At 70.6% G+C, this 19,387-nt stretch carries 16 protein-coding genes and 1 pseudogene; 10 read left to right on the top strand and 7 right to left on the bottom strand.

The window, feature by feature from the left end:
- Window positions 1-119: glycosyltransferase (locus ACZ4QV_RS36675; RefSeq protein WP_361158823.1), on the bottom strand; the 119-nt coding region annotated here is incomplete at its 3' end.
- A gap of 733 nt (window positions 120-852) precedes the next feature.
- On the opposite strand from ACZ4QV_RS36675, the gene ACZ4QV_RS36670 reads away from it, so the two are divergent.
- A complete protein-coding gene (locus ACZ4QV_RS36670) occupies window positions 853-1,587 on the top strand; it encodes a lysophospholipid acyltransferase family protein (protein ID WP_361158584.1) in 735 nt (244 codons plus the stop codon).
- On the opposite strand, the gene ACZ4QV_RS36665 is transcribed toward ACZ4QV_RS36670, so the two are convergent.
- Together ACZ4QV_RS36665 and vanY-N are read right to left on the bottom strand one after the other, a co-directional pair.
- On the bottom strand, window positions 1,571-3,040 hold the full coding sequence (locus tag ACZ4QV_RS36665; protein ID WP_361591059.1) for a chymotrypsin family serine protease: 1,470 nt from the start codon (window positions 3,038-3,040) through the stop codon (window positions 1,571-1,573). The genes ACZ4QV_RS36670 and ACZ4QV_RS36665 overlap by 17 nt on opposite strands.
- 626 nt (window positions 3,041-3,666) lie before the next feature.
- Window positions 3,667-4,218, bottom strand: a complete 552-nt coding sequence (gene vanY-N / locus ACZ4QV_RS36660; protein ID WP_361158590.1) for a D,D-peptidase/D,D-carboxypeptidase VanY-N — start codon at window positions 4,216-4,218, stop codon at window positions 3,667-3,669.
- Between the two features lie 86 nt (window positions 4,219-4,304).
- Between vanY-N and ACZ4QV_RS36655 the strand changes: the two genes are divergently transcribed.
- Together ACZ4QV_RS36655 and ACZ4QV_RS36650 are read left to right on the top strand one after the other, a co-directional pair.
- Window positions 4,305-5,000 carry a response regulator transcription factor gene (locus ACZ4QV_RS36655; RefSeq protein ID WP_361158593.1) on the top strand — a complete coding sequence of 232 codons (696 nt, stop codon included), beginning with the start codon at window positions 4,305-4,307 and terminating at the stop codon, window positions 4,998-5,000.
- The gene (locus ACZ4QV_RS36650) at window positions 4,993-6,252 is read left to right on the top strand and encodes a sensor histidine kinase (protein ID WP_361591062.1); all 1,260 of its coding nucleotides are present in this window, start codon (window positions 4,993-4,995) and stop codon (window positions 6,250-6,252) included. The genes ACZ4QV_RS36655 and ACZ4QV_RS36650 overlap by 8 nt, the downstream gene beginning before the upstream one ends.
- Before the next feature lie 99 nt (window positions 6,253-6,351).
- Here ACZ4QV_RS36650 and ACZ4QV_RS36645 read toward each other — a convergent pair whose 3' ends face one another.
- Both ACZ4QV_RS36645 and ACZ4QV_RS36640 read right to left on the bottom strand, forming a co-directional pair.
- Window positions 6,352-7,470 (bottom strand): lipid II:glycine glycyltransferase FemX, encoded by a 1,119-nt coding sequence (locus ACZ4QV_RS36645; RefSeq protein ID WP_361591064.1) that lies wholly within the window; start codon window positions 7,468-7,470, stop codon window positions 6,352-6,354.
- A gap of 8 nt (window positions 7,471-7,478) precedes the next feature.
- Window positions 7,479-8,861, bottom strand: a complete 1,383-nt coding sequence (locus ACZ4QV_RS36640; protein ID WP_361158602.1) for a UDP-N-acetylmuramoyl-tripeptide--D-alanyl-D-alanine ligase — start codon at window positions 8,859-8,861, stop codon at window positions 7,479-7,481.
- A 511-nt stretch (window positions 8,862-9,372) separates the two neighbouring features.
- Between ACZ4QV_RS36640 and ACZ4QV_RS36635 the strand changes: the two genes are divergently transcribed.
- Genes ACZ4QV_RS36635 through ACZ4QV_RS36620 form a run of 4 tightly spaced genes read left to right on the top strand, consistent with a single transcriptional unit; the run spans window position 9,373 to window position 12,734 of the window.
- Entirely contained in the window at window positions 9,373-10,413 is a 1,041-nt protein-coding gene (locus tag ACZ4QV_RS36635) for a D-isomer specific 2-hydroxyacid dehydrogenase family protein (protein WP_361591066.1), read from the top strand.
- Window positions 10,401-11,441 carry a D-alanine--(R)-lactate ligase gene (gene vanA, locus ACZ4QV_RS36630; protein WP_361591068.1) on the top strand — a complete coding sequence of 347 codons (1,041 nt, stop codon included), beginning with the start codon at window positions 10,401-10,403 and terminating at the stop codon, window positions 11,439-11,441. The genes ACZ4QV_RS36635 and vanA overlap by 13 nt, the downstream gene beginning before the upstream one ends.
- Entirely contained in the window at window positions 11,438-12,046 is a 609-nt protein-coding gene (gene vanX / locus ACZ4QV_RS36625; protein WP_361591070.1) for a D-Ala-D-Ala dipeptidase VanX, read from the top strand. Before vanA ends, vanX begins: the two co-directional genes overlap by 4 nt.
- Window positions 12,018-12,734, top strand: coding sequence for a hypothetical protein (locus ACZ4QV_RS36620; protein ID WP_361158614.1), 717 nt, complete (start codon window positions 12,018-12,020; stop codon window positions 12,732-12,734). The genes vanX and ACZ4QV_RS36620 overlap by 29 nt, the downstream gene beginning before the upstream one ends.
- Here the strand turns inward: ACZ4QV_RS36620 and ACZ4QV_RS36615 are convergent.
- Window positions 12,713-13,264, bottom strand: a complete 552-nt coding sequence (locus ACZ4QV_RS36615; RefSeq protein WP_361158617.1) for a hypothetical protein — start codon at window positions 13,262-13,264, stop codon at window positions 12,713-12,715. The genes ACZ4QV_RS36620 and ACZ4QV_RS36615 overlap by 22 nt on opposite strands.
- 80 nt (window positions 13,265-13,344) lie before the next feature.
- Window positions 13,345-14,922 (bottom strand): annotated as a pseudogene (locus ACZ4QV_RS36610) (alpha/beta hydrolase).
- Window positions 14,923-15,181: 259 nt separating this feature from the next.
- On the opposite strand from ACZ4QV_RS36610, the gene ACZ4QV_RS36605 reads away from it, so the two are divergent.
- The 3 genes from ACZ4QV_RS36605 (at window position 15,182) to ACZ4QV_RS36595 (ending at window position 19,277) form a co-directional block, all read left to right on the top strand.
- Window positions 15,182-15,889, top strand: coding sequence for a histone deacetylase (locus ACZ4QV_RS36605; RefSeq protein ID WP_467764039.1), 708 nt, complete (start codon window positions 15,182-15,184; stop codon window positions 15,887-15,889).
- 266 nt (window positions 15,890-16,155) lie between these two features.
- The gene (locus ACZ4QV_RS36600; RefSeq protein ID WP_361591076.1) at window positions 16,156-17,493 is read left to right on the top strand and encodes an MFS transporter; all 1,338 of its coding nucleotides are present in this window, start codon (window positions 16,156-16,158) and stop codon (window positions 17,491-17,493) included.
- A gap of 272 nt (window positions 17,494-17,765) precedes the next feature.
- The gene (locus ACZ4QV_RS36595) at window positions 17,766-19,277 is read left to right on the top strand and encodes a non-ribosomal peptide synthetase (protein WP_361637964.1); all 1,512 of its coding nucleotides are present in this window, start codon (window positions 17,766-17,768) and stop codon (window positions 19,275-19,277) included.
- Window positions 19,278-19,387: the final 110 nt, after the last annotated feature.

Genomic DNA, 19,387 nt, shown 5'->3' with positions numbered 1-19,387 from the left:
CAGTCATCGACAATCACCACCTCAACATCACCGAACGACTGATCCAGCACCGACTGCACCGCAGCAGGCAACCGCTCGGCATCGTTGTAGACGATGACAACTACAGATATCTCAGTCACAGAACACCATCTCTGAAGTAAACAGATCCCCGGGGCCGCGTGGACGCCTCACCGAAGGGGCGGACGCGAGGGCCGTGCCGAAAGGGCGCCGCGCACGGACGCGAGCGGCCCGTGCGCAGGTCGACCGCCGCGTCGGGCGCACCCGGTCAAAAGGTCACAAGGTCAGAACAGCTGGTTACGGGTGGACCAGCCCCCTCCGGACGGTACGGAGCCGCCGGGTGGGACGGCACCCCGGGCACACGCCCGCCCGCGCGGCACCGCGGCGCTCCGCAGCGGCCCGCCGGGCGCCGCGTGGCGGTCGGCGTGAGACGTGCGTGACGACGTGCGCGAGGCGTTCGCAACCCGGTTCCCCCCTGTGAAGAGCGCCACCCGCCCCGCATGTCCGGAAGACGGACGGCATCAGCCGCTTTCCGGGACGATACCGCCAGTCGGCCGATTGCCGGGTATGAGGTGAATACCTGTGACGGAACGATCGGATAACAGGACCGTCCGTCACCGCGCGGCCACGCAGTGCGTACACATGGCCAGGTGGCGGATATCGGCCAGAAGATCATCGATCATCCGACTGTCCGCCAAAATGATCTTCTTCGGTCATGTCCGGACCCGGACGGGTGGTTACGGACTGCCCGTGTCCGCACTTACACTATTCCTTCTCGCACCTCGCCTGACCTGCGAAAACAATGCAACCAAGCGACGACGGCGAGCCGGTTCCGGAGCGTGAGGGGGAAGCCCTGTGTTCTACCAGGTTCTCAAGTATGTGTTTCTGGGGCCGTTGCTGAGACTGCTCTTCCGGCCGCATGTGGAAGGGCTGGACAATGTGCCGCCGGCCGGGGCGGCCATCATCGCGGGAAATCATTTGTCGTTCTCGGACCACTTCGTGATGCCGGTGATCGTGCCGCGCCGGGTCACTTTTCTGGCGAAGGCCGAGTATTTCACCGGCCCTGGGCTGCGGGGCCGGTTGACGGCCGCGTTCTTCCGGGGCATCGGGCAGATTCCGGTGGACCGCTCCGGCGGAAAGGCGGCGCAGGCCGCCTTGAAATCCGGGCTGGCGGTGCTGCGAAAAGGCAGGGTGCTGGGAATCTATCCGGAGGGGACGCGGTCGCACGACGGCCGGCTGTACAAGGGCCGCACGGGCGTGGCGGCAATGGCGATCAGGGCCCAGGTGCCGGTGGTGCCGTGCGCGATGATCGGCACGTTCGAGGCGCAGCCCACCGGGCGGCGGCTGCCGCGCGCGATGCGCATCACGATCCGTTTCGGCAAGCCCCTGGAATTCGGACGGTTCGCCGGGCTGGACGGCGAGCACGCCGCGCTGCGCGCCGTCACCGACGAGATCATGTACGAGATTCTGCGGCTCTCCGGGCAGGAGTACGTGGACATGTACGCGAACGAGGCGAAGGCGCAGCAGCAGGCGCCACGCGGTCTCGGCCGGCGCCTGCGCCCCGACCGGGGTGTCAGGTCTTCGGATTGAGCTTCAAACCGAAGTGGTTGAGGATGTCCGTCGCCTCGGTCCAGTACAGATAGTTGCCCGCGTTGGTCTGGTACGACCCCGACAGCGCCGAGACAATCCCGCGCGCCTGGCGGACGGAGCCTTTCGGGGTGAACACCAGGGCGCCGCTGTCTCCGTGCGCGGCGGCCCACGGTTTGCCCGGCAGCCTGGTTCCTTCGACGCCCCGGACCTTCCAGCCGGTGTCCAGCTTGTAGGTGATGTCGTCGTGAGTGACCTTGATACCGCAGACGGTTTCCCGCTTCATGAAGAACGAGGCGGCGCCGTTGTGGCAGACGAAGTCGCCGTTGTGCGAATAGGCGACGCTGGTGAGGGGCCGGTAACTGGTCGTCTCGCTCACATCGGCGTTGTTGTCGGCCCCGATGAGCAGTTCGGCGTCCCAGCCGGTCGCCATGCCGTTCACCGTACCGGTGTAGTTGCCCGTCAGCCCGTTGAGCCCGTCGTAGAATCTGCCGAACGCGGGAGCGGTGCCGGAACCGGTGTATATCTTGGTGCCGTTGGCGAAACAGTGGGCGGCCGTCACCATGACGGGTTTGTTGTCCTTCTTACGTACGGCCGGCAGGCCCGCCGAGCAGTACTGCCCGCCGTCGGTCAGCACATCCCCCGCGATGAACGGCGTACCGTCCTTCCACTTCACGTCGGCCCAGGTTTTCGCGGCGGAGGATATGCGCTGCCCCTGTTTGAAGACGAGAGGCACATCGTGCGCCGGTGCGGCACTGCGCGCGCCCGGATGCCGACGCGCCATCGCCTCCGCCTTGGCCGCCGCATCGGGGTTGTCCACGGCTATTTCCAAGGACGACGCATCGGCCGCGACAGCCACCGTGCGGATGGTGTAGGGCAGTTCGCCGGCCTTCTCCCGGGCGAACAGCCGGTCGCGCGCCTCGTGCAGCGCCCGGCGGGTGTGGCTCGCCTGCACCGCGACGAGTTTTCCGGCGTCGGCGCGGCGGTCCGCCGCCGATACGGCTGCGCGGAATGCGGCGGCCCGGGAAAGATCGGTCAGTTGGACCTGCACGGTGCCGCGAGGCGCGTCGATGCGTACTCCCGCGTAAATGTCCGCCGCCTTGCCGCCCGAACCCACACGTTCCACAGCGTCCGCCAGGGCGCGGAGCGGCGCGAGCAGTCTCTCCTGCTTCTCCGGAGCCATCGCCGCTGTCTCGGCTTCGGTGTGCTGCGTGTGCGGCTGCGGCGCGACCGGCCCGGCATGGGCACCGGGCGCCATGGCGGTGAGCAGCGCGAGTCCGGCCGCCCCCAGCACCGATGCGGTCTTCGCGGTCGTCTGCACGGGTATCTGCACTGGCCCCCCAGTTGGTTGACGTGATCTGACCGACGCACCGCGCGGCCCGGCGTCAGTGGTGTCACGGCTGGGGCCAAAATGATCGCGTGTGGCAGCGGGAGCATATAGCAGCGACGAGAACACACGTTCGGCGCCCTGGGGCCGACAACGGAAAGCCGCTGTGACGTCGACCGCCGGTCGACCTGTCGATGTGCTGTCGGCATGAACGGTGTCCAAAGCCCGGCTGTGGTGACGTCGGATACGTGCGGACCGGACCAGACGGTCTCGCCGTACGCCGTCAGCGACGGGACGCGGGGCTGTCTGCGGCTGGCTGAGGGGGCCGGCCGGTGGACGACGGTCTGGCGGGTCGGTGGCGCCGAGTCGGTCTGGACTGTCAAAGATCTTGAGACAGTCCCCTTGCCGGCGCCTGAGCCGGTGCGACGGTTCACCTGACGGTGAGGTCGGATGGAGGCCGGTGGCTCCTTGCTGTCCGCTCCCGATCCCGGGACAGCGAGGACGACCTGGTCCGCTTCCGAGAGGGCGACGTGTCGACAGAGCAACGGCGTCCCGGCGCTGTCGGCCGACCTCCTCTCCTGGCGTTTGAGGACCGTGAGGCGCCCTTCGTCAGCTCCCGAGCTCTGAGCGAAGAGCGCACCGCCGCCTGCGCACAGGGCCTCGTCGAAGGTGGCAAGCTCTTCCTCGCGTCCGACGAAGGCACGGCCCCGCACGCCCCGGAGACGCCCTTTCAGGCGCCCGGCCTTCTGCCCCCGTCAACGCGCGTGCACAGCATCACGGATCTCCTGGGGCGTTGACGGCACTCCGGTGTGCGGGTGGTACTCAAAATGCCACCACTCGTTGTCGTAGATGCGATAGAGGCCGTAGCGGGCACCGCGCTCCTCCAGCCAGCGCGCGCCTTCGAACGGGCGCACATCCAGCGCGGTGCCCTTGACGTGCCTGGATTCCGCCGGCGGCAGCACCAGTCTCCGGGCCGCGGCAGGCGAGCCGACGCGCCGCACCTCCGCGTCGAACAACCGCTGCTGCACGAAAGGGTCGCGGTATCCCGAGGTGAGGCCGATGAGCTGCCCGTGGCGCCACAGCGCCTCAGTGCGTGCCGCGTTGAACGCCGTCCTGGCACCGTCGGTGAGCCCGCTGAGGTCCTCGGCAGGAAACCGCAACCCCAACGCCCAGCAGCAGGCCAGCTCGCGGGCGCGGCCGGGACGGCAGACGAACGCAACGGGCAGCAGGAGCACGGCGAGCACCACCGCCAGGACGGCGAACACCCGGTCCCGGGGCCCGGTGGGGATGACGTGAGGTTCGTTCATGCCCCCAGACAAGAGGGCGGTGTGTTGCCGGCGCGTATCCGCTTTTCGATACACCGGCGATATGCCCCGGCTCGTAGGATCTGTCCATGCGTGTGTTAGTCGTCGAGGACGAGCCCTACATGGCCGCGGCCATCCGCGACGGGCTGCGCCTGGAAGCCATCGCGGCCGACATCGCCGGAGACGGTGATACCGCCCTGGAACTGCTGAGCACCAACGCCTACGCCATCGCCGTCCTGGACCGGGACGTCCCCGGACCGACCGGTGACGAGATCGCCCGGCACATCGTCGCCTGCGGCGGCGGCATGCCGATCCTCATGCTGACCGCGGCCGACCGGCTGGAGGACAAGGCCAGCGGGTTCGAACTCGGCGCCGACGACTACCTCACCAAACCCTTCGACATGCGAGAACTCGTGCTGAGGCTCAGAGCACTCGACCGCCGACGCGCCCACAGCAGGCCGCCGGTGCGCGAGCTCGCGGGCCTGCGCGTGGATCCCTTCCGCCGCGAGGTCTACCGCGAGGGCCGCTACATCGCTCTGACCCGCAAGCAGTTCGCCGTGCTCGAAGTCCTCGCCGCCGCCGAAGGCGGGGTGGTCAGCGCGGAAGAGCTGCTGGAGCGGGCGTGGGACGAGAACGCCGACCCGTTCACCAACGCCGTGCGTATCACGGTCTCGGCCCTGCGCAAACGCCTCGGTGAGCCCTGGCTGATCGCCACCGTGCCCGGCGTCGGTTACCGCATCGACACCGGAGCAGACGCCGAGGGACGGGCAGCGCGGCGTGGATAGGCGTCAAGGGCTCAGCGTGCGCCTCAAGCTCACCCTCAGCTACGCCGGGTTCCTCGTGATCGCGGGCGCCTTGCTGCTCGCCGCCGTGTGGGCCTTCCTCCTGCGAGGACGCTCGACAAGCCCGAAGATCCCCGAACCGTCCGACTTCCTGCGCGTCTTCGACCCCAGCAATTTCGGTCCCGTCGTCTTCGTCCCGGCGGGCATCCTGGTGCTGGCGTTCCTGCTGGTGTTCGGTCTCGTGGGCGGGTGGATCCTGGCCGGCCGGATGCTCACCCCGCTGATCCGCATCACCGACGTCACCCGCAAGGTGGCGAACGGACCGCTCTCCCACCGGATCCGCCTGCCGGGCCGCCGAGACGAATTCCGCGAACTCGCCGACTCCTTCGACACCATGCTCGCCCAGCTCGAAGCCCACGTCGCCCAGCAGCAGCGCTTCGCGGCCAACGCCTCCCACGAACTGCGCACCCCGCTGGCGGTCACCCAGGCGCTTCTCGACGTGGCCCGCAACGACCCCGACCGCGACACCAGTGAGCTGGTCGAGCGCCTGCGCGTGGTCAACACCCGCGCCATCGACCTCACTGAAGCACTGCTGTTGCTCAGCCGCGCCAACCAGCGGTCCTTCACCAGAGAACGCGTCGATCTGTCCCTCATGGCAGAAGAAGCCACGGAAACGCTCCTGCCCCTGGCAGAACAGCACGGCGTCACCCTCGAAACCTCCGGCGGGACGAGCACCACCCTCGGCTCACCGGCCCTCCTGCTGCAACTGACCACGAACCTGGTGCACAACGCGATCGGCCACAACCTGCCGGAAGCGGGCACCGTATGGGTGACCACCAGCGCCCGCCCGGACACTGTGGCGCTCACCGTCGAGAACACCGGCGAGCAGCTCACCGCACAGTCGGTCTCGACCCTCACCGAGCCGTTCCAGCGCGGCACCGAACGCCTGCACACCGGCCACGCCGGCGTCGGCCTCGGCCTGGCCATCGTCAACAGCATCACCCAGGCCCACGACGGAACCCTCACCCTGGCCCCCCGCCCCGCCGGCGGGCTCCGCGTCACGGTGCGGCTCCCCGCCGCGCCGGCGCACACACCACCAGACCGGACGGGCCCGGCCAACGCCCGCACCGCACCGGGCCACCCCGCTGCCCGCTCACGGCCGGAGCGACCACGCGGGATCCGGCGGCCGGCCGGCTCCAGGGGCGAGGCGAACGAGCGGCCCGATACGGCCGTCGACCGGCCTGCGGAGCGTTGAGCCCCCGTGCAACCGGCCGGCACGCTCCCGAACGACGCGCGTGGCCGCTTCCTGCCCCGTCACCTCGCACCCACCGAGGCCCGCCACCGGCAGGCTGCCTCAGCCCCGACGGGACATGTAGACGTCGAAGGCCTTGTACAGCAGGCGATTGAGCGGCAGATCCCATTCACCGAGATACTCCACGGCTTCGCCGCCGGTACCGACCTTGAACTGGATCAGGCCCAGGTGCGGGTCGTTCTCGTCCACCGTGTCGGTGATACCGCGCAGGTTGTAGACCGTGCACCCGGCAGCCAGCGCGTCGGTGGCCATCTTCCACTGCACGGCGTTCGACCCGCGCACCTCCCGCTTGGCCGTGGCCGAGGCGCCGTAGCTGTACCAGGCGTGTTCTCCGACCCGGATCCAGATGGTGGCGGCCACGAGATCACCCTCGTGATGGGCCAGGTAGAGCCGGATCCGGTCCTTGTCCTCGGCCAGCAGCGCCTCGAACATGACCGGGAAGTAACCGAACGGCCGCGGGATGAAGTGATCACGCTTAGCGGTTTCGAGGTAGACCCGGTAGAAGTCGGGCAGGTCCCCGACACCGCCCTGGGTCACCACGACGCCCGCCTTGTCGGCCTTCTTGATGTTGCGCCGCCACATCTGGTTCATCCCCTGGAGCAGTTGCTGCTCGTCCTTGCCGGCCAACAGCACCTGGAAGACCCGGCGCGGCTGCCCGGCGGAGAACCCGTCGTCCTCCTTCGGCGGGCGCCAGCCCAGCCGCCGTAGCTGGACGCGCGCCCGGACAGCAATGTCGTTGACCGTGTCCGGCGGCACCTCGCTGAGCCTGGTGGCCCCCGGGTCGGCCATCGCGGCCTTGACCGTCGCCGCGCTCCAGGTGCGGGCCGCCACCGTCGTCCCGATGCGGATGGCGAAGGCACCGGAGCGCTTGAGGTGCTCCACCAACGGGCCGAGCCAGCCGGCCAGATCATCCGAGGCCCAGTCGATCACCGGCCCCTCGGGCAGGTACGCCAGCGACGCCTTGGCCCCGGGTAGCCGCCGATACAGCACCAGGCCCGCGCCGACCAGCCGACCGCGGTCGTCGAACCAGCCCAGAGACTCCGATACCCACTCGCTCTTCACCGACGCCCAGGCCGGGGTCTGCAGGAAACTCACCGCAGGTTGCGACGCGTTGAACGCGGCATGATCGTCCGTCGTGATGGTCCGTACCCGAAAAGCCACAACCGCTCCTACCTGTCGTCCATGAGCCGGTCCGCCGACCCGTCGGGAGGCCCGCAGGCGAGCGCGGCGGCGACCTCGTCCAGGCGCGCCCCGCGGGAGGCCTTGACGAGCACGACGTCGCCGACCGTGAGCCGGCCGCGCAGCCACTGGACGGCCGCGGCGTTGTCGGCCAGCGCCACCGCCCGCGGCCCGGCACCGTCGGCGAGCGACCGGGCGCCGACCGCGAGCACCACGTCGGCCCGGGCAGCGGCGTACGCCCCGACGGCGCGGTGCTCGGCCTCACTGCCGTCGCCAAGTTCGAGCATCTGGCCGAGGACGGCGATGCGGCGTTTGCCCTCGATGGCCGCCAGCGCGTCCAGGGCGGCTCGGGCCGAGTCGGGATCGGCGTTGAAGGAATCGTCGAGCAGCGTCGCGCCGCCGGCGAGGTCACGCAGCTCCAAGCGCCACTTCGACAGCGAGACGGTGGGCAGCGCCGCCGCGGCAGCATCGAGACGGACGCCGGCCGCCAGCCCCGCCGCAGCGGCAGCCGAGGCGTTGAGCGCCTGGTGAGCGCCAACGAGCGGCAGCGCGACCGTGGCCCGGGCGGCGGCGGTCCGCAGGGTGAAGGACGGCCGGGCGAGCCGGTCCAGCACCACGTCGAGGATGCGGACGTCGGCGTGTTCGGCCCGGCCGAAGGTCAGCACCGCTCGGTCGGTGAGCGAGCGCATCGCGGCCACCCGCGGATCGTCGGCGCCCAGAACCGCGGTGCCGCCGGGCGCCAGACCCTGCACCAGCTCCCCCTTGGCCCGGGCGATCGCCGCGCGCGACTTGAGATGGCAGAGGTGGGCCTGGCCGACGTTGAGGACGACCCCGACATCGGGCGCGACCAGGCTGGTGAGCTCGGCGATGTCGCCGATGCGGCGCACTCCCATCTCCAGGACGAGGAAGCGGGTGGCCTCGGTGCATCGGAGCATGGTCAGCGGCACGCCGAGCTCGTTGTTGAGCGAGCCGGTCGTCGCGATCGTCGGCGCGGCGCTCGACAGCACGGCCGCCAGCAGGTCCTTGGTGCTGGTCTTGCCGCGGGACCCGGTCACCGCGAGGACGGTCAGCCCCTCCCGCAGCCGTGCCACGACGTGGGCGGCGAGCGCCTGCAACGCGGCCTCGGCGTCCTCGACGACGACGGTCGGCAGCGCCGTGGGCCGGGAGCCGAGCACGGCCACCGCGCCGGCCCGGCCGGCCTGGACGGCGAAGTCGTGGCCGTCGACGTGCTCGCCGGTGAAGGCCACGAAGAGACCACCCGGCTCGGCCCGCCGGCCGTCGAGCACGGCCGGCGCGCTCACCGTCACGGCGCCGTCGCCCTCGACCCGCCCGCCGACCACTGCGGCGAGCTCGCCGAGGCTGAGGGGGATCACGCCTCGACCGCGCAAGGAGCGGCGCTGCGCAGCAGTGACCGGCCCGTCGTGGTGAGGGCGGGCGCAGGCGGGCTGACAAGGCAGAGGACGGCACAGGCCGGTTCGCTGAAACTCATGTCCTTCAGTCAAGTAAGCGCGGTGTTGCCGGCGCGTATGCAGTTTTCGATACGCCGACGATATGGTGCCCGCCACCACCCCGCGCGAGCGTGGCGGCGGTCGGTCGGCCGCGTCGGCTTCGTCCGTGGGACCGGCCGGAGCACCCGACAGGTTGAGCCCCCGGTTCGCCCGCGGCGTCGCCGGCCCGCCCGAGCGCCGCTTCGGGGCGGCCGGAGCTGCGAAGGCGACACGGCACCGGGTAGCGCAGGCGCCCCGGCAGCATCCCCTCGGGCCGGGACCCGCCCGTGACGATCAAGGCGGACATCGCCCTGCGCGGCAGCGGCCGGCACCATATCGTCGGCGTATCGAAAAACGCATACGCGTCGGCAACACCATGCTCTCTTGACTGACGGGCATGAATTCCAGCGGACCCACACGAGCGGCGGCGTGCCGCACCCGAGCGCCGGTGCCACCCTCACGGGCTGATTCGACCACGGGAATCACGGTCTACGGGTGCGAGCCGGACGAGGCCCGTCTCTTCCGGGAAATGGCGCCTCGCCTGGGTGTGGTGCCGACCATCACGAAGGCAGCGGTCTGCGAAGCCAACAGCGTTCTGGCCGCCGGGAACCGGTGCGTCAGCATCGGCCACAAGACGCGCGTCACCCGTGCCACCCTCACGGCGCTGGGCCGCGCCGGGGTGGAGTATCTCTCCACACGAAGCGTCGGCCGCGACCACATCGACGTGAGCTACGCGCAGAGCATCGGTATCTCCGTCGGAAACGTGGCGTATTCGCCCGACAGCGTTGCCGACTACACGCTGATGCTGATGCTGATGGCCGTGCGTCACGCGAAGGCCACTCTCCGCCGTGCCGATGCCCATGACTACCGGCTGAGTGAGACACGCGGCAAAGAGCTGCGCGATCTGACGGTCGGAGTGGTCGGCACGGGGCGTATCGGCTCAGCGGTCATCGATCGGTTGCAGGGCTTCGGCTGTCGCGTGCTGGCCTGCGACAACCGCCCCGGGACCGGCGCCGATCACGTGCCGCTCGACGAGCTGCTCCGGCACAGCGACATCGTCACGCTCCACACCCCGCTCACCGCAGAAACACACCATCTCCTCGATCGCCGGCGTATCGGGCAGATGAAACCTGACGCGTTCGTCGTCAACACCGGACGCGGGCCACTCATCGACACCGAAGCCCTTCTTCCGGCGTTGGAGAGCGGCCGTTTGGGCGGCGCGGCGCTGGACGTCCTCGACGGCGAGGAAGGCATCTTCTACACCGACTGCCGGAACAAGCCCCTCGACCACCACTCGCTGTTGCGACTGCAAGAGCTGCCGAATGTGTTCATCAGCCCGCACACGGCCTACTACACCGACCACGCGCTGCGGGACACCGTCACCCACAGCCTCGTCAACTGCCTCGACTTCGAAAGCGGGAAAACATGGACCGGTTGAAGGTCGGCGTCATCTTCGGGGGCTCTTCCGAAGAACACCCCGTCTCCGTCAAGTCCGCCCAGGAGGTCGCGAAGAACCTCAACACCGATACCTACGAACCGTACTGGATCGGCATTACGCAGTCCGGCGTCTGGAAGCTCTGTGACGCCCCCGGCGCAGACTGGGAGAACGACAGCGCCCGTCCGGTCGTACTGTCACCCGACCGAAGCGTCCATGGACTGCTCGTCCTGGAACGGGAACGCTTCGAAGTGGTCCGCCTGGATGTCGTGCTGCCCGTGGTGCACGGCACACTCGGCGAAGACGGTGTGCTCCAGGGCCTGCTGGAACTCTCCGGCATCCCCTATGCCGGCTGCGACGTTCAGAGCTCTGCCCTCTGCATGGACAAATCCTTGACCTACACCGTCGCCAGGAGCGCGGGTGTCGCCACGCCTGATTTCCGGGTGGTCGCGGACAACGAGAAGGTCGACGCCGACCGGCTTCCTTACCCTGTCTTCGTGAAGCCGGCCCGTTCGGGCTCGTCCTTCGGAGTCAGCAAAGTCGCGGGGAAAGAGGCCTTGCCCGGCGCACTGGACGCGGCACGACAGTACGACGCGAAGATCCTGATCGAGGAGGCCGTGGCCGGCAGCGAGGTCGGCTGCGCCCTCCTGGGCGACCCCGCCGATCCGATCGCGGGCGAGGTGGACCGTGTAGCCCTCTCACACGGATTCTTCAGAATCCACCAGGAGGACGCGCCCGAGACCGGCTCGGAGAACTCGGCGTTCATCGTCCCCGCCGACATCCCCGAAGCTTCGCGCCGGCTCGTCCAGGAGACCGCCAAGACCATCTACCGCGCACTGGGCTGCCAGGGCCTTGCCCGCGTGGACCTGTTCCTCAAGGAGGACGGCCAGGTGGTGCTCAACGAAGTCAACACCCTGCCCGGCATGACCTCCTACAGCCGCTATCCCCGGATGATGGCCGCCGCGGGACTGCCGCTCTCCGACGTGATCGACCGACTCGTGTCCGTGACGCTGCGCCAGGAAAAGCGGTGAACGGCGACTTCGTGTACCTCGACGAGCTGGTCCCCGGCATCCGTTGGGACGCCAAGTACGCCACCGGGGACAACTTCACCGGAGCGCCGGTCGACGGATACCTGGTCAACCGGATCGTCGGCACCAGAGCTATGTGCACGGCCCTGGGACGAGCGCACGAAGAAGCCGCGTCTCTCGGCTTCGGCCTGCTGGTCTGGGACGGATACCGTCCGCAACGCGCCGTCGACTGCTTCAAACGCTGGGCAGAACAGCCGGAGGACGGCCGAACCAAGCAGCGCCACTATCCCAATATCGACAGGTCCGAGCTTTTCGACAAGGGATACGTGGCCGCCAAGTCCCACCACAGTCGCGGCAGTACCGTCGACTTGACGCTCTACGCCCTCGGCACCGGAGAAAAGGTCCGCATGGGCGGCGACCACGACCTCATGGATCCGGTCTCCCATCATGGAGCAAGCGGAATAACACCCACCGAAGCGGAAAACCGCGAGCGCCTCTGCTCCCTCATGGAGAACTGCGGATTTGTCCCCTACGCCTGCGAGTGGTGGCACTACACGCTGAAAAGCGAGCCTTATGCAGATGTCTATTTCGACTTTCCCCTCACATGACGGAAGGCTCCCGTACGTCTCCCAGTGGGGCAGCCTGGACCGCAACGACGAGGTCGTCATGCGGCGTGCCGCTCCCTCGGGCCTCGACGTCTTCCTGCGGCGCACCGATCCGACGCACCTGCACGACTGGGCCTCCGACGGCTACCACTCGCGCGAGGAGTACCTGTTCTGGTCCCGCAAAGTCTGCGGCCTGGCCTGCTTGCAGTCCCTGCTTCATGGCTGGACGGACATCCGCCTGTCGATGCGTGAACTCGTCGCGCTGGCCCTCGACCGGGGCTGCTACGTGGTGGAGCCCCGGGGCAAGGTCCGAGGACTGATCTACCGGCCCTTCATGGCCTGGGTCGGCGCACAATTCGGATTCACCTGCCAACTGGTCGAGAACACACCGATTCACGCCTCCGCCCCAGCGGTGCGCCCCGGGCAAGTCCTGATCGCGTCGGTCTCTCCTGAGATCCGTGATCCGGGAACCTGTGCACCGAGCCGGGGAGGGCACTTGGTGCTGATCCATGCGGCCCAGGGCGGGATGGTGCGGTTCCACGATCCGTCGGGCTACTCCCACAACGCAGACTCCGCAGCGCTGCCCATGCGCGTCTTCGAGCGGTTCCATGCGGGACGGGGGATCCTGGTCAGCGCGACAGCGCTGACTTCCCCGGCCGCCTGTGCCGGTCAGCGGACCCAGCCCGTATAACTCTGCCGGCCCCCGTGCCGCTGGTGGCCGGACGGGCGGTTTCGCTCGCCGGGTTCCAGTGCCGAGGCGACGGCCCGTACGAGCCAGGCGTTGACCGACAGTCCCTCCTGGCCCGCCGCGTCCTCGACCCGGGCCTTGAGGTGGGCGGGCAGCCGGAAGTTGATCCGCGCCGTGCCGCCGTCACCCCCGTCGAGGGAGGCGGGGGCTGGGGCAGGGGCGGCCGGCGCGGAGGTCCAGGCGCCGCCCGGTGTGCTCCCGGGCTCGTCCTGCTCGTACGGCTGCGGGGCCGGCGGCGCCGTCACCACGAACTCGGGATCGAGTCCGCGCAGCCGTACGTCGACGGACCCCGGCGCCAGGTCCCGGGTGACCTCCCCCATCGCGGCGGACAGCGCGTTCAGCAGGGTGAGGCGGGCGGCCGACTCCAGCGGCGCGGTGAGCCGCTCGGCGAGGGCACGCGCTTCGTCTCCCCCCGCGTCCGCGGCCACCGCGAGCTCGTGCCGGAGGTTGTCGACGTAGGGCGTGAGGTCCATAACGCCATGGTGGCACACGTGTGGCGCCACTTTTCCCCGGGCGGCACCACATTCCCCCTGACCAGTGTCGGCGGGGCCGGTTACGCCGTGCCCGGCTCCGGGGCCGCGTGCGGTGCGCACGTCACGTCCCTGAAGTCGGTCTTCCCGGTCAGGAAGTAGGTGTCGACCCGGTTGTTGATGCAGGGGTTGACCAGACCGGCGACACGCCGTGGGAGCCGGCCCCCTGCTCGGTGATCAGACGCGAGCCCTGAGACGCCGGTGCAGCTCGACGGCACCGCCGTACGGAGTCGCCGCGTCCCGGGTGCTCTGCACGATCAGGACGCTGGGCAGGCCCTTGCCGGTCCGCGCCTCGACCGGGGTCCGCTGCTGCTCCGGCCAGGTCGCGCAGGGCAGGTTCGTCCAGGCGTTGGCCCAGGTCATGAAGGGGGCCTTCGCATGGGTGCGGGTGCTGTCCCGGTCCCACTCGCGCCAGTCGGCGGGCCACGTGCCGTCGCTGCACTCCACGGCCGTGCAGACCGCGTTGCTGTTCTCGGAGGCGGCGTTGCCCGCCTTGTCGTCCAGGCCCGGGCCCGCGTTCTGGATCAGCGGCTTCGCGTCACCCGAGAGGTACGCGCTCCACACCTGGGCGGTCGAGGCCCACGCGGAGTCGTAGTAGGGCGTGTTCTGGAAGAAGCCGGTCAGCTCGGCCGGACCGACGACGCCACCGATCGGGTCCTTCTTGGCGGTGGCGCGCAGCTCCTCCCACTTCACCTGGACCTCGGCCTCGGTGGTGCCGATGTGGTAGACGGCGTCGTGCCGGGCGGCCCACTTCTTCCAGTCGCTCCAGCGCGTCTCGAAGGCGAGGTCCTGGTCGAGGTTGGCCTGGTACCGGACCTTCTCGCGCGACGGGTCGACGAGCATCCGGCGGACATGGTCCGGGAAGGGCGTGGCGTACACGGCGCCGAGGTAGGTGCCGTAGAAGACGCCCAGGTAGGTGAGCTTCTTCTCGCCGGGAGCGGCCCGGATGACGTCCAGGTCCCGGGCCGTGTTCGGCGTCGTCAGGTGCGGCAGCAGAGCGCCGCCGCGCTCCTCGCAGCCCTGCGCGTACTCCTTGGCCAGTCTGCGCCGGGCGCGCTTGTCGGCCTCACTGTCCGGCACCGGGTCGGCCTTGGGTGCCTTGACGAACTCCTGCGGGTCGGCGCAGGAGACGGGGGGGCGGAGTGGCCGACGCCGCGCGGGTCGAAACCGACGAAGTCGTACGCCTTCGCGGTCTTCGCCCACACCGCGTTCTTGCCGGTGGCACGGGTCGGGAACGTCATGCCCGAGCCGCCGGGGCCGCCGGGGTTGTAGAGGAGGGAGCCCTGCCGCTCGCTCTTGCCGCCGGTGTTGCCGATCCGGTCCACGGCGATCTTGATGGTGCGGCCGTCGGGCTTGGCGTAGTCGACCGGGACGGTCACGTAGCCGCACTGGACGGGAACCTTCAGGTCCCAGTCGGCGGGACAGGCCTGCCAGTCGATGCCCCGCTCGGCCGCGCGGGCGGCGGCCCGCACGCCGCGGCCCTCGGCCGAACCACGGTGGAGCTGCTGGCCCGCACCTGCGGGCGTGGCGGATATCGCTCCGGCCATGAGCGTGCCGGCCGCCAGGGTGCCGGCGGCGCCGAGCGCTGCTGTTCGTCTCATGTGGGGTCCCCCTGTACAAAGCGCCGCGCGAGGCGGCGGTGATCACAGAGCTGCACGGGGTTCCTGTCTCCTGCCCCCCTCTGTGAACAGGGCTCACCTCCATCTCTTTACCAAACCGCAGGATTCGCTCGGCGATCTGTGGTATCGACGGGCGCACCATGGCTTACGACCCGGTTTGTGGCCGGATGTACGGCTTGACATACGGCTCGGCCCGGGAGGCCGCCCGGCTCGGGCGGCGCGTCGGCGAAGGGATGATGCGGTGCACGTCTGGTACGTGTCGTACGGCTCCAACATGCACGGCGCACGGCTGCGCCACTACCTGACGGGCGGGCGCCCGCCGGGCGGCCTGCGGACGTGTCCGGGATGCCGTGACCCCAGGCCGCCCGCCCGTTCCGTGCCGGTCGTGCTGCCGGGGACCATGTACTTCGCGCTGGAGTCGCTGAACTGGACGGGCGGCGTGGCGTTCTACGACCCGGAAGGGCCCGGCGAGGTGTGGGCCCGCGCCCACCTGGTGACGCGGGGCCAGTTCTCCGACATCGCCACACAGGAGATGCACCGTGACCCGGCGGCGGACCTGGATCTGACCGAAGTGCTGGACCGGGGGCGGGCGCAGTTCGGCCCCGGCCGCTACGAGACGCTGGTGCATCCCGGCACGCTGGACGGGCTGCCGCTGCTCACCTTCACGGCGCCGTGGGGCGCGGGCGAGATCCCGCGTACGCAGCCGACCGACGCCTACCTGGCGCACCTGTCGTCAGGGCTGCGGGAGGCGGGCGGGTGGGACGACGAGCAGATCACGGAGTACCTGGACCGGTGCCGGCTGGGCCTGACCGTGCACCCCGGGACGGGCGGGCGGCGCGGGCGTTCCGGGCGCGGCACGGGGCCGGCCTGCCGGGCCCTGGAGGTGGACCGCCGGGTGCCGGAGCCGGAGGCCGGCGGCGCGCGGACACGCTGGGTTCACGGCTCGTAACACATTTCGCCCCGTCCGTCAGCAGTCCTTACGGTTTCTGAACACACCCAGCCGCACTAACCGGACATTCGCTCGACGGCCGAAAAAATGGTCGCCGAGTGAACGTTTGGTGAGGATGTAGCAGGTCACCTCAGGGCAGGGTGGACCGGAGAGAACGGACGGTTTACGACAAAACATTCGTACAGCGTCCGGAATGCGGATCAAGCTGTCCGGAAAACCTACGGTCGTTTTGACCCGCCCCCTCTTCATCACCAAATGTCAGCCATGTGACCACCTCACGAGCCTCCGGCAGCCGCGCCGGTGACGGGCTCCTCCGCCATCGCGACTTCCGGCTGCTGCTCGCCGGGGCCGCGGCCAGCCAGGCAGGCACCCAAGTGGCCCTCGTGGCCCTGCCCCTGGTGGCTGTCGTCGGGCTGCACGCCTCGGCTTTCGAAGTGGGCCTGCTCACCGCGGCCGAGACCGCCGCGTTCCTGCTCATCGGGCTGCCGGCGGGCGCCTGGGTGGACCGGGTCCGGCGGCTGCCGCTGCTGATCCGTACGGATGTGGTGCGCGCGGTGGCGATGGGCAGTGTGCCGCTCGCCGCGGCGTGCCACGCTCTGACGATGGCCCAGCTGTACGTGGTGGCCTTCGTCACCGGCGTCGCCACCGTGTTCTTCGACGTCGCCCACCAGAGCTACCTGCCGAGGGTACTGCCGGGCCCCCGGCTGGTGGCGGGCAACGGGGCGCTGGAGACCGCGCGTTCGGCGGCGCAGGTGGCCGGGCCCGGACTGGGCGGCGGCATCGTCCAACTGCTCGGACCGCCGGTGGCCGTACTGGCCAACGCGGCCGGATACCTCGCGTCCGCCCTGTTCCTGCGCGGCATCCGCGTCCGGGAGCCGGAGCCCGAGGTCACGCCGGGGGTGTCGCTGTCGGCGCAGGTCAAGGAGGGCCTGGCCTTCGTACTGCGGCACCCTGTACTGCGCATGATCGCGCTGACGACCGGGGTGGCGAACTTCTTCTCGGCGATGCTCGTCGCCGTACAGACCGTGTTCCTGACCCGCGAACTGGGCCTGCCGCCCGGCGTGCTCGGGCTGATGCTGTCCGCCTCCGCCGTCGGCGGCCTGAGCGGGGCCCTGTGCGCCGGAACGGTGGCCCGGCGGCTGGGGCAGGCCCGCATCATCTGGCTCGCGCCCCTGGTCACCGGACCGTTCGCCCTGCTGTGGCCGCTGTCCGGGCACGGGGCCGCCGCCGGCTGGTTCGCGCTCGGCTCGGGCGCCGTCTTCTTCGGCGCGGTCGTCTACAACGTGGCCCAGGTGAGCTTCCGGCAACTGCTCTGTCCCGACGCGCTGCTGGGCCGGATGAACGCCACGCTGCGGTTCATGGTCTGGGGGACCATGCCGCTCGGCGCGCTGGCCGGCGGTTCCATCGCCGGAGCGGCCGGTCCACGGGCCGCCGTATGGGTGTGCGCGGTCGGGTTCCTGCTCGTACCGATCCCCCTGCTGCTGTCCCCGCTGCGCAAGCTGCGGGACCTGCCGGCCGCCGGAGAGGCGCACGGCGAGGCGGCGCACGGAGCGGGAACCGGGGCGGCTTCCGAGGCAGTTGATGCGCCCGGAGCGGCCGGCTGACCCACCCGCCGACGTGGGTCAGCCGGCCGGTGGGCCGGTGCCTGCGATCCGGCCGCCGTGTTGCCGCGTGGTTCCCGCGTGCACGGCTGCGGCCGCACGCCTCACGCCACCCATCCGCCTCGTACGTCGCGACCGGCTCATATGCCTCGTACGCGGCCGCTACGTCCCGCACGTCTCGTACGTCTTACACGTCTCGTACGTCTTACACGTCTCGTACGTCCTGCACGTCTCGTACGCAACGCCCCGTCCGCGGCGGCGCGAAGGAGGTCATCGTGGACCCCAGCACGACAGTCGGTCTCAGCACCGGCCAACCGGCCGGCACCGGCATCCGTACCCGCTTCACCACCGGCACCGGTGCCCACCGGGCCACCGTCAACATCACGGAGCAGTACCTCGCCCGCTACGAGAAGGCCGCCGCCGGGGTGAGCGACCCGGCGGCGCTGCTGCCCGTCACCGGTGCGCAGCGGCGGTTCCTGCTCGCCCGGCGGCTGGCGCCCGGTGGCCGGCCCGACGTGGTACCGCTGTTCTTCGCCTTCCCGCGCGGCACGATCGACCTGGAGCGGCTGCGTGCGGCCGCCGGCTACCTGGCCGCGGCGCACCCCGCGCTGCGTACCCGGCCCGACGTCCTGCGCGGGGCGCCCGTCCAGCGGCTCGGTGCGCCCGAGGCGCAGGTGAACAGGGTGACTCCGCGCCCCGGGGAAAGCGCGGCGGGGGCCCTGCGCCGGACGCTGTCGGCCTGGTCGGCCGAAGGCCCGCCGCTGCGGCTGTTCCTGGCCGACGCCCACGCTGATGCCCAGGCAGACAGCGGCACCGACACCGACGGCGCCGACGGCGCCACGGGCCCCGTGGAGATTCTCGCCCTCGCCCTGGACCACGCCGTGTGCGACGAGCAGTCGCTCGGCCGGATCTCCGCCGACCTCGGCGAGGCGTACGGGCACGGGCTCGGTCCCGGCGATGTGCCGCAGGACCGAGCCACGGTGGAGGTGGCCGGGTACCGGGAGGCCGTACGCCTGCAACTCGACGCGGAACAACGGGCGTCGGGGCCGGGCGCGCTCGCGTACTGGGCCCGCAGGATCGCCCCGGCGCTCGCGGGCAGCGGCACGAGCGCGGCTCCCGGGCAGCCCACCGCCCGACAGGCGTCCGTACCGGATGCGCCGCGGCCCACCGGTGCACTCCAGGCGCGCCTGCCGGTCCGCGGCGGTGACGGGCGGGCCACGGCCTTCCCCGTGCTGCTCGGGGCGTGCGGCGGTGTCGCGCGCGCTCTGGTCGAGGCGGGCGCGCCTGGCCGTACGCCGCTGCTCGGTTACCCCTGGGGCGGCCGCCCCGCCGCAGCGCCGCCCGTCCTCGGCTGCTTCCTCAACACCGTCGTGCACCCGGCCTTCGCCTGCGGCCCGGACGACCTGACCACCACCTGGTGGGACGACCTCGACCACGCCGACGCCCCGTTCGACGAGGTGGTCCGGGCGGCCCGGACGGCCACCGTCCCCTGGACGGGGCAGTTGGACGGTCTGCTGACCTTCGAGGACCTGCACCGCCGCCCGCCGCTGGAACTGGACGGCGTCGCGGGCCGGGAGGTGCACATCGACGGGCGGCCGCTCCAGGCGCCGTTCGCGGTCTCCGTCTCGTACGGGAGCGATCTGCTCGTACGGCTGGCCTGGGACCGGGACGCCTTCCCGGACGGCCTCGTGCACGACGCCTTCGCCGCCCTGACCGCCGAGCTGTCCGGCGGACCCGCCGAGCCGTCCGGCACGGCGCGCACCACTGCCGCCACGCCGGTGGCCTGACCCGCACGCCAGGCCCCCGGCCCCCACCCAGGGCCGGCCCCGGCTCCGCGTACCGCACCACCCCACCCGCCCCCGCGTCCGACCGACAGCGGGCGCCGGGCCGTGCCCAC

This window comes from Streptomyces sp. NPDC026394, from assembly GCF_055567735.1.
The sequence above is the reverse complement of the archived record's forward strand: the minus strand, read 5'-3'. Positions and strand labels throughout refer to the sequence as shown.

Bases quoted from the DNA above. Each gene is read 5' to 3' on its own strand.
- ACZ4QV_RS36635 (WP_361591066.1), top strand. From the start codon at position 9,373: ATGAATTCCAGCGGACCCACACGAGCGGCGGCGTGCCGCACCCGAGCG.
- vanA (WP_361591068.1), top strand. From the start codon at position 10,401: ATGGACCGGTTGAAGGTCGGCGTCATCTTCGGGGGCTCTTCCGAAGAA.
- ACZ4QV_RS36655 (WP_361158593.1), top strand. From the start codon at position 4,305: ATGCGTGTGTTAGTCGTCGAGGACGAGCCCTACATGGCCGCGGCCATC.
- vanY-N (WP_361158590.1), bottom strand. From the start codon at position 4,218: ATGAACGAACCTCACGTCATCCCCACCGGGCCCCGGGACCGGGTGTTC.
- ACZ4QV_RS36620 (WP_361158614.1), top strand. From the start codon at position 12,018: ATGTCTATTTCGACTTTCCCCTCACATGACGGAAGGCTCCCGTACGTC.
- ACZ4QV_RS36615 (WP_361158617.1), bottom strand. From the start codon at position 13,264: ATGGACCTCACGCCCTACGTCGACAACCTCCGGCACGAGCTCGCGGTG.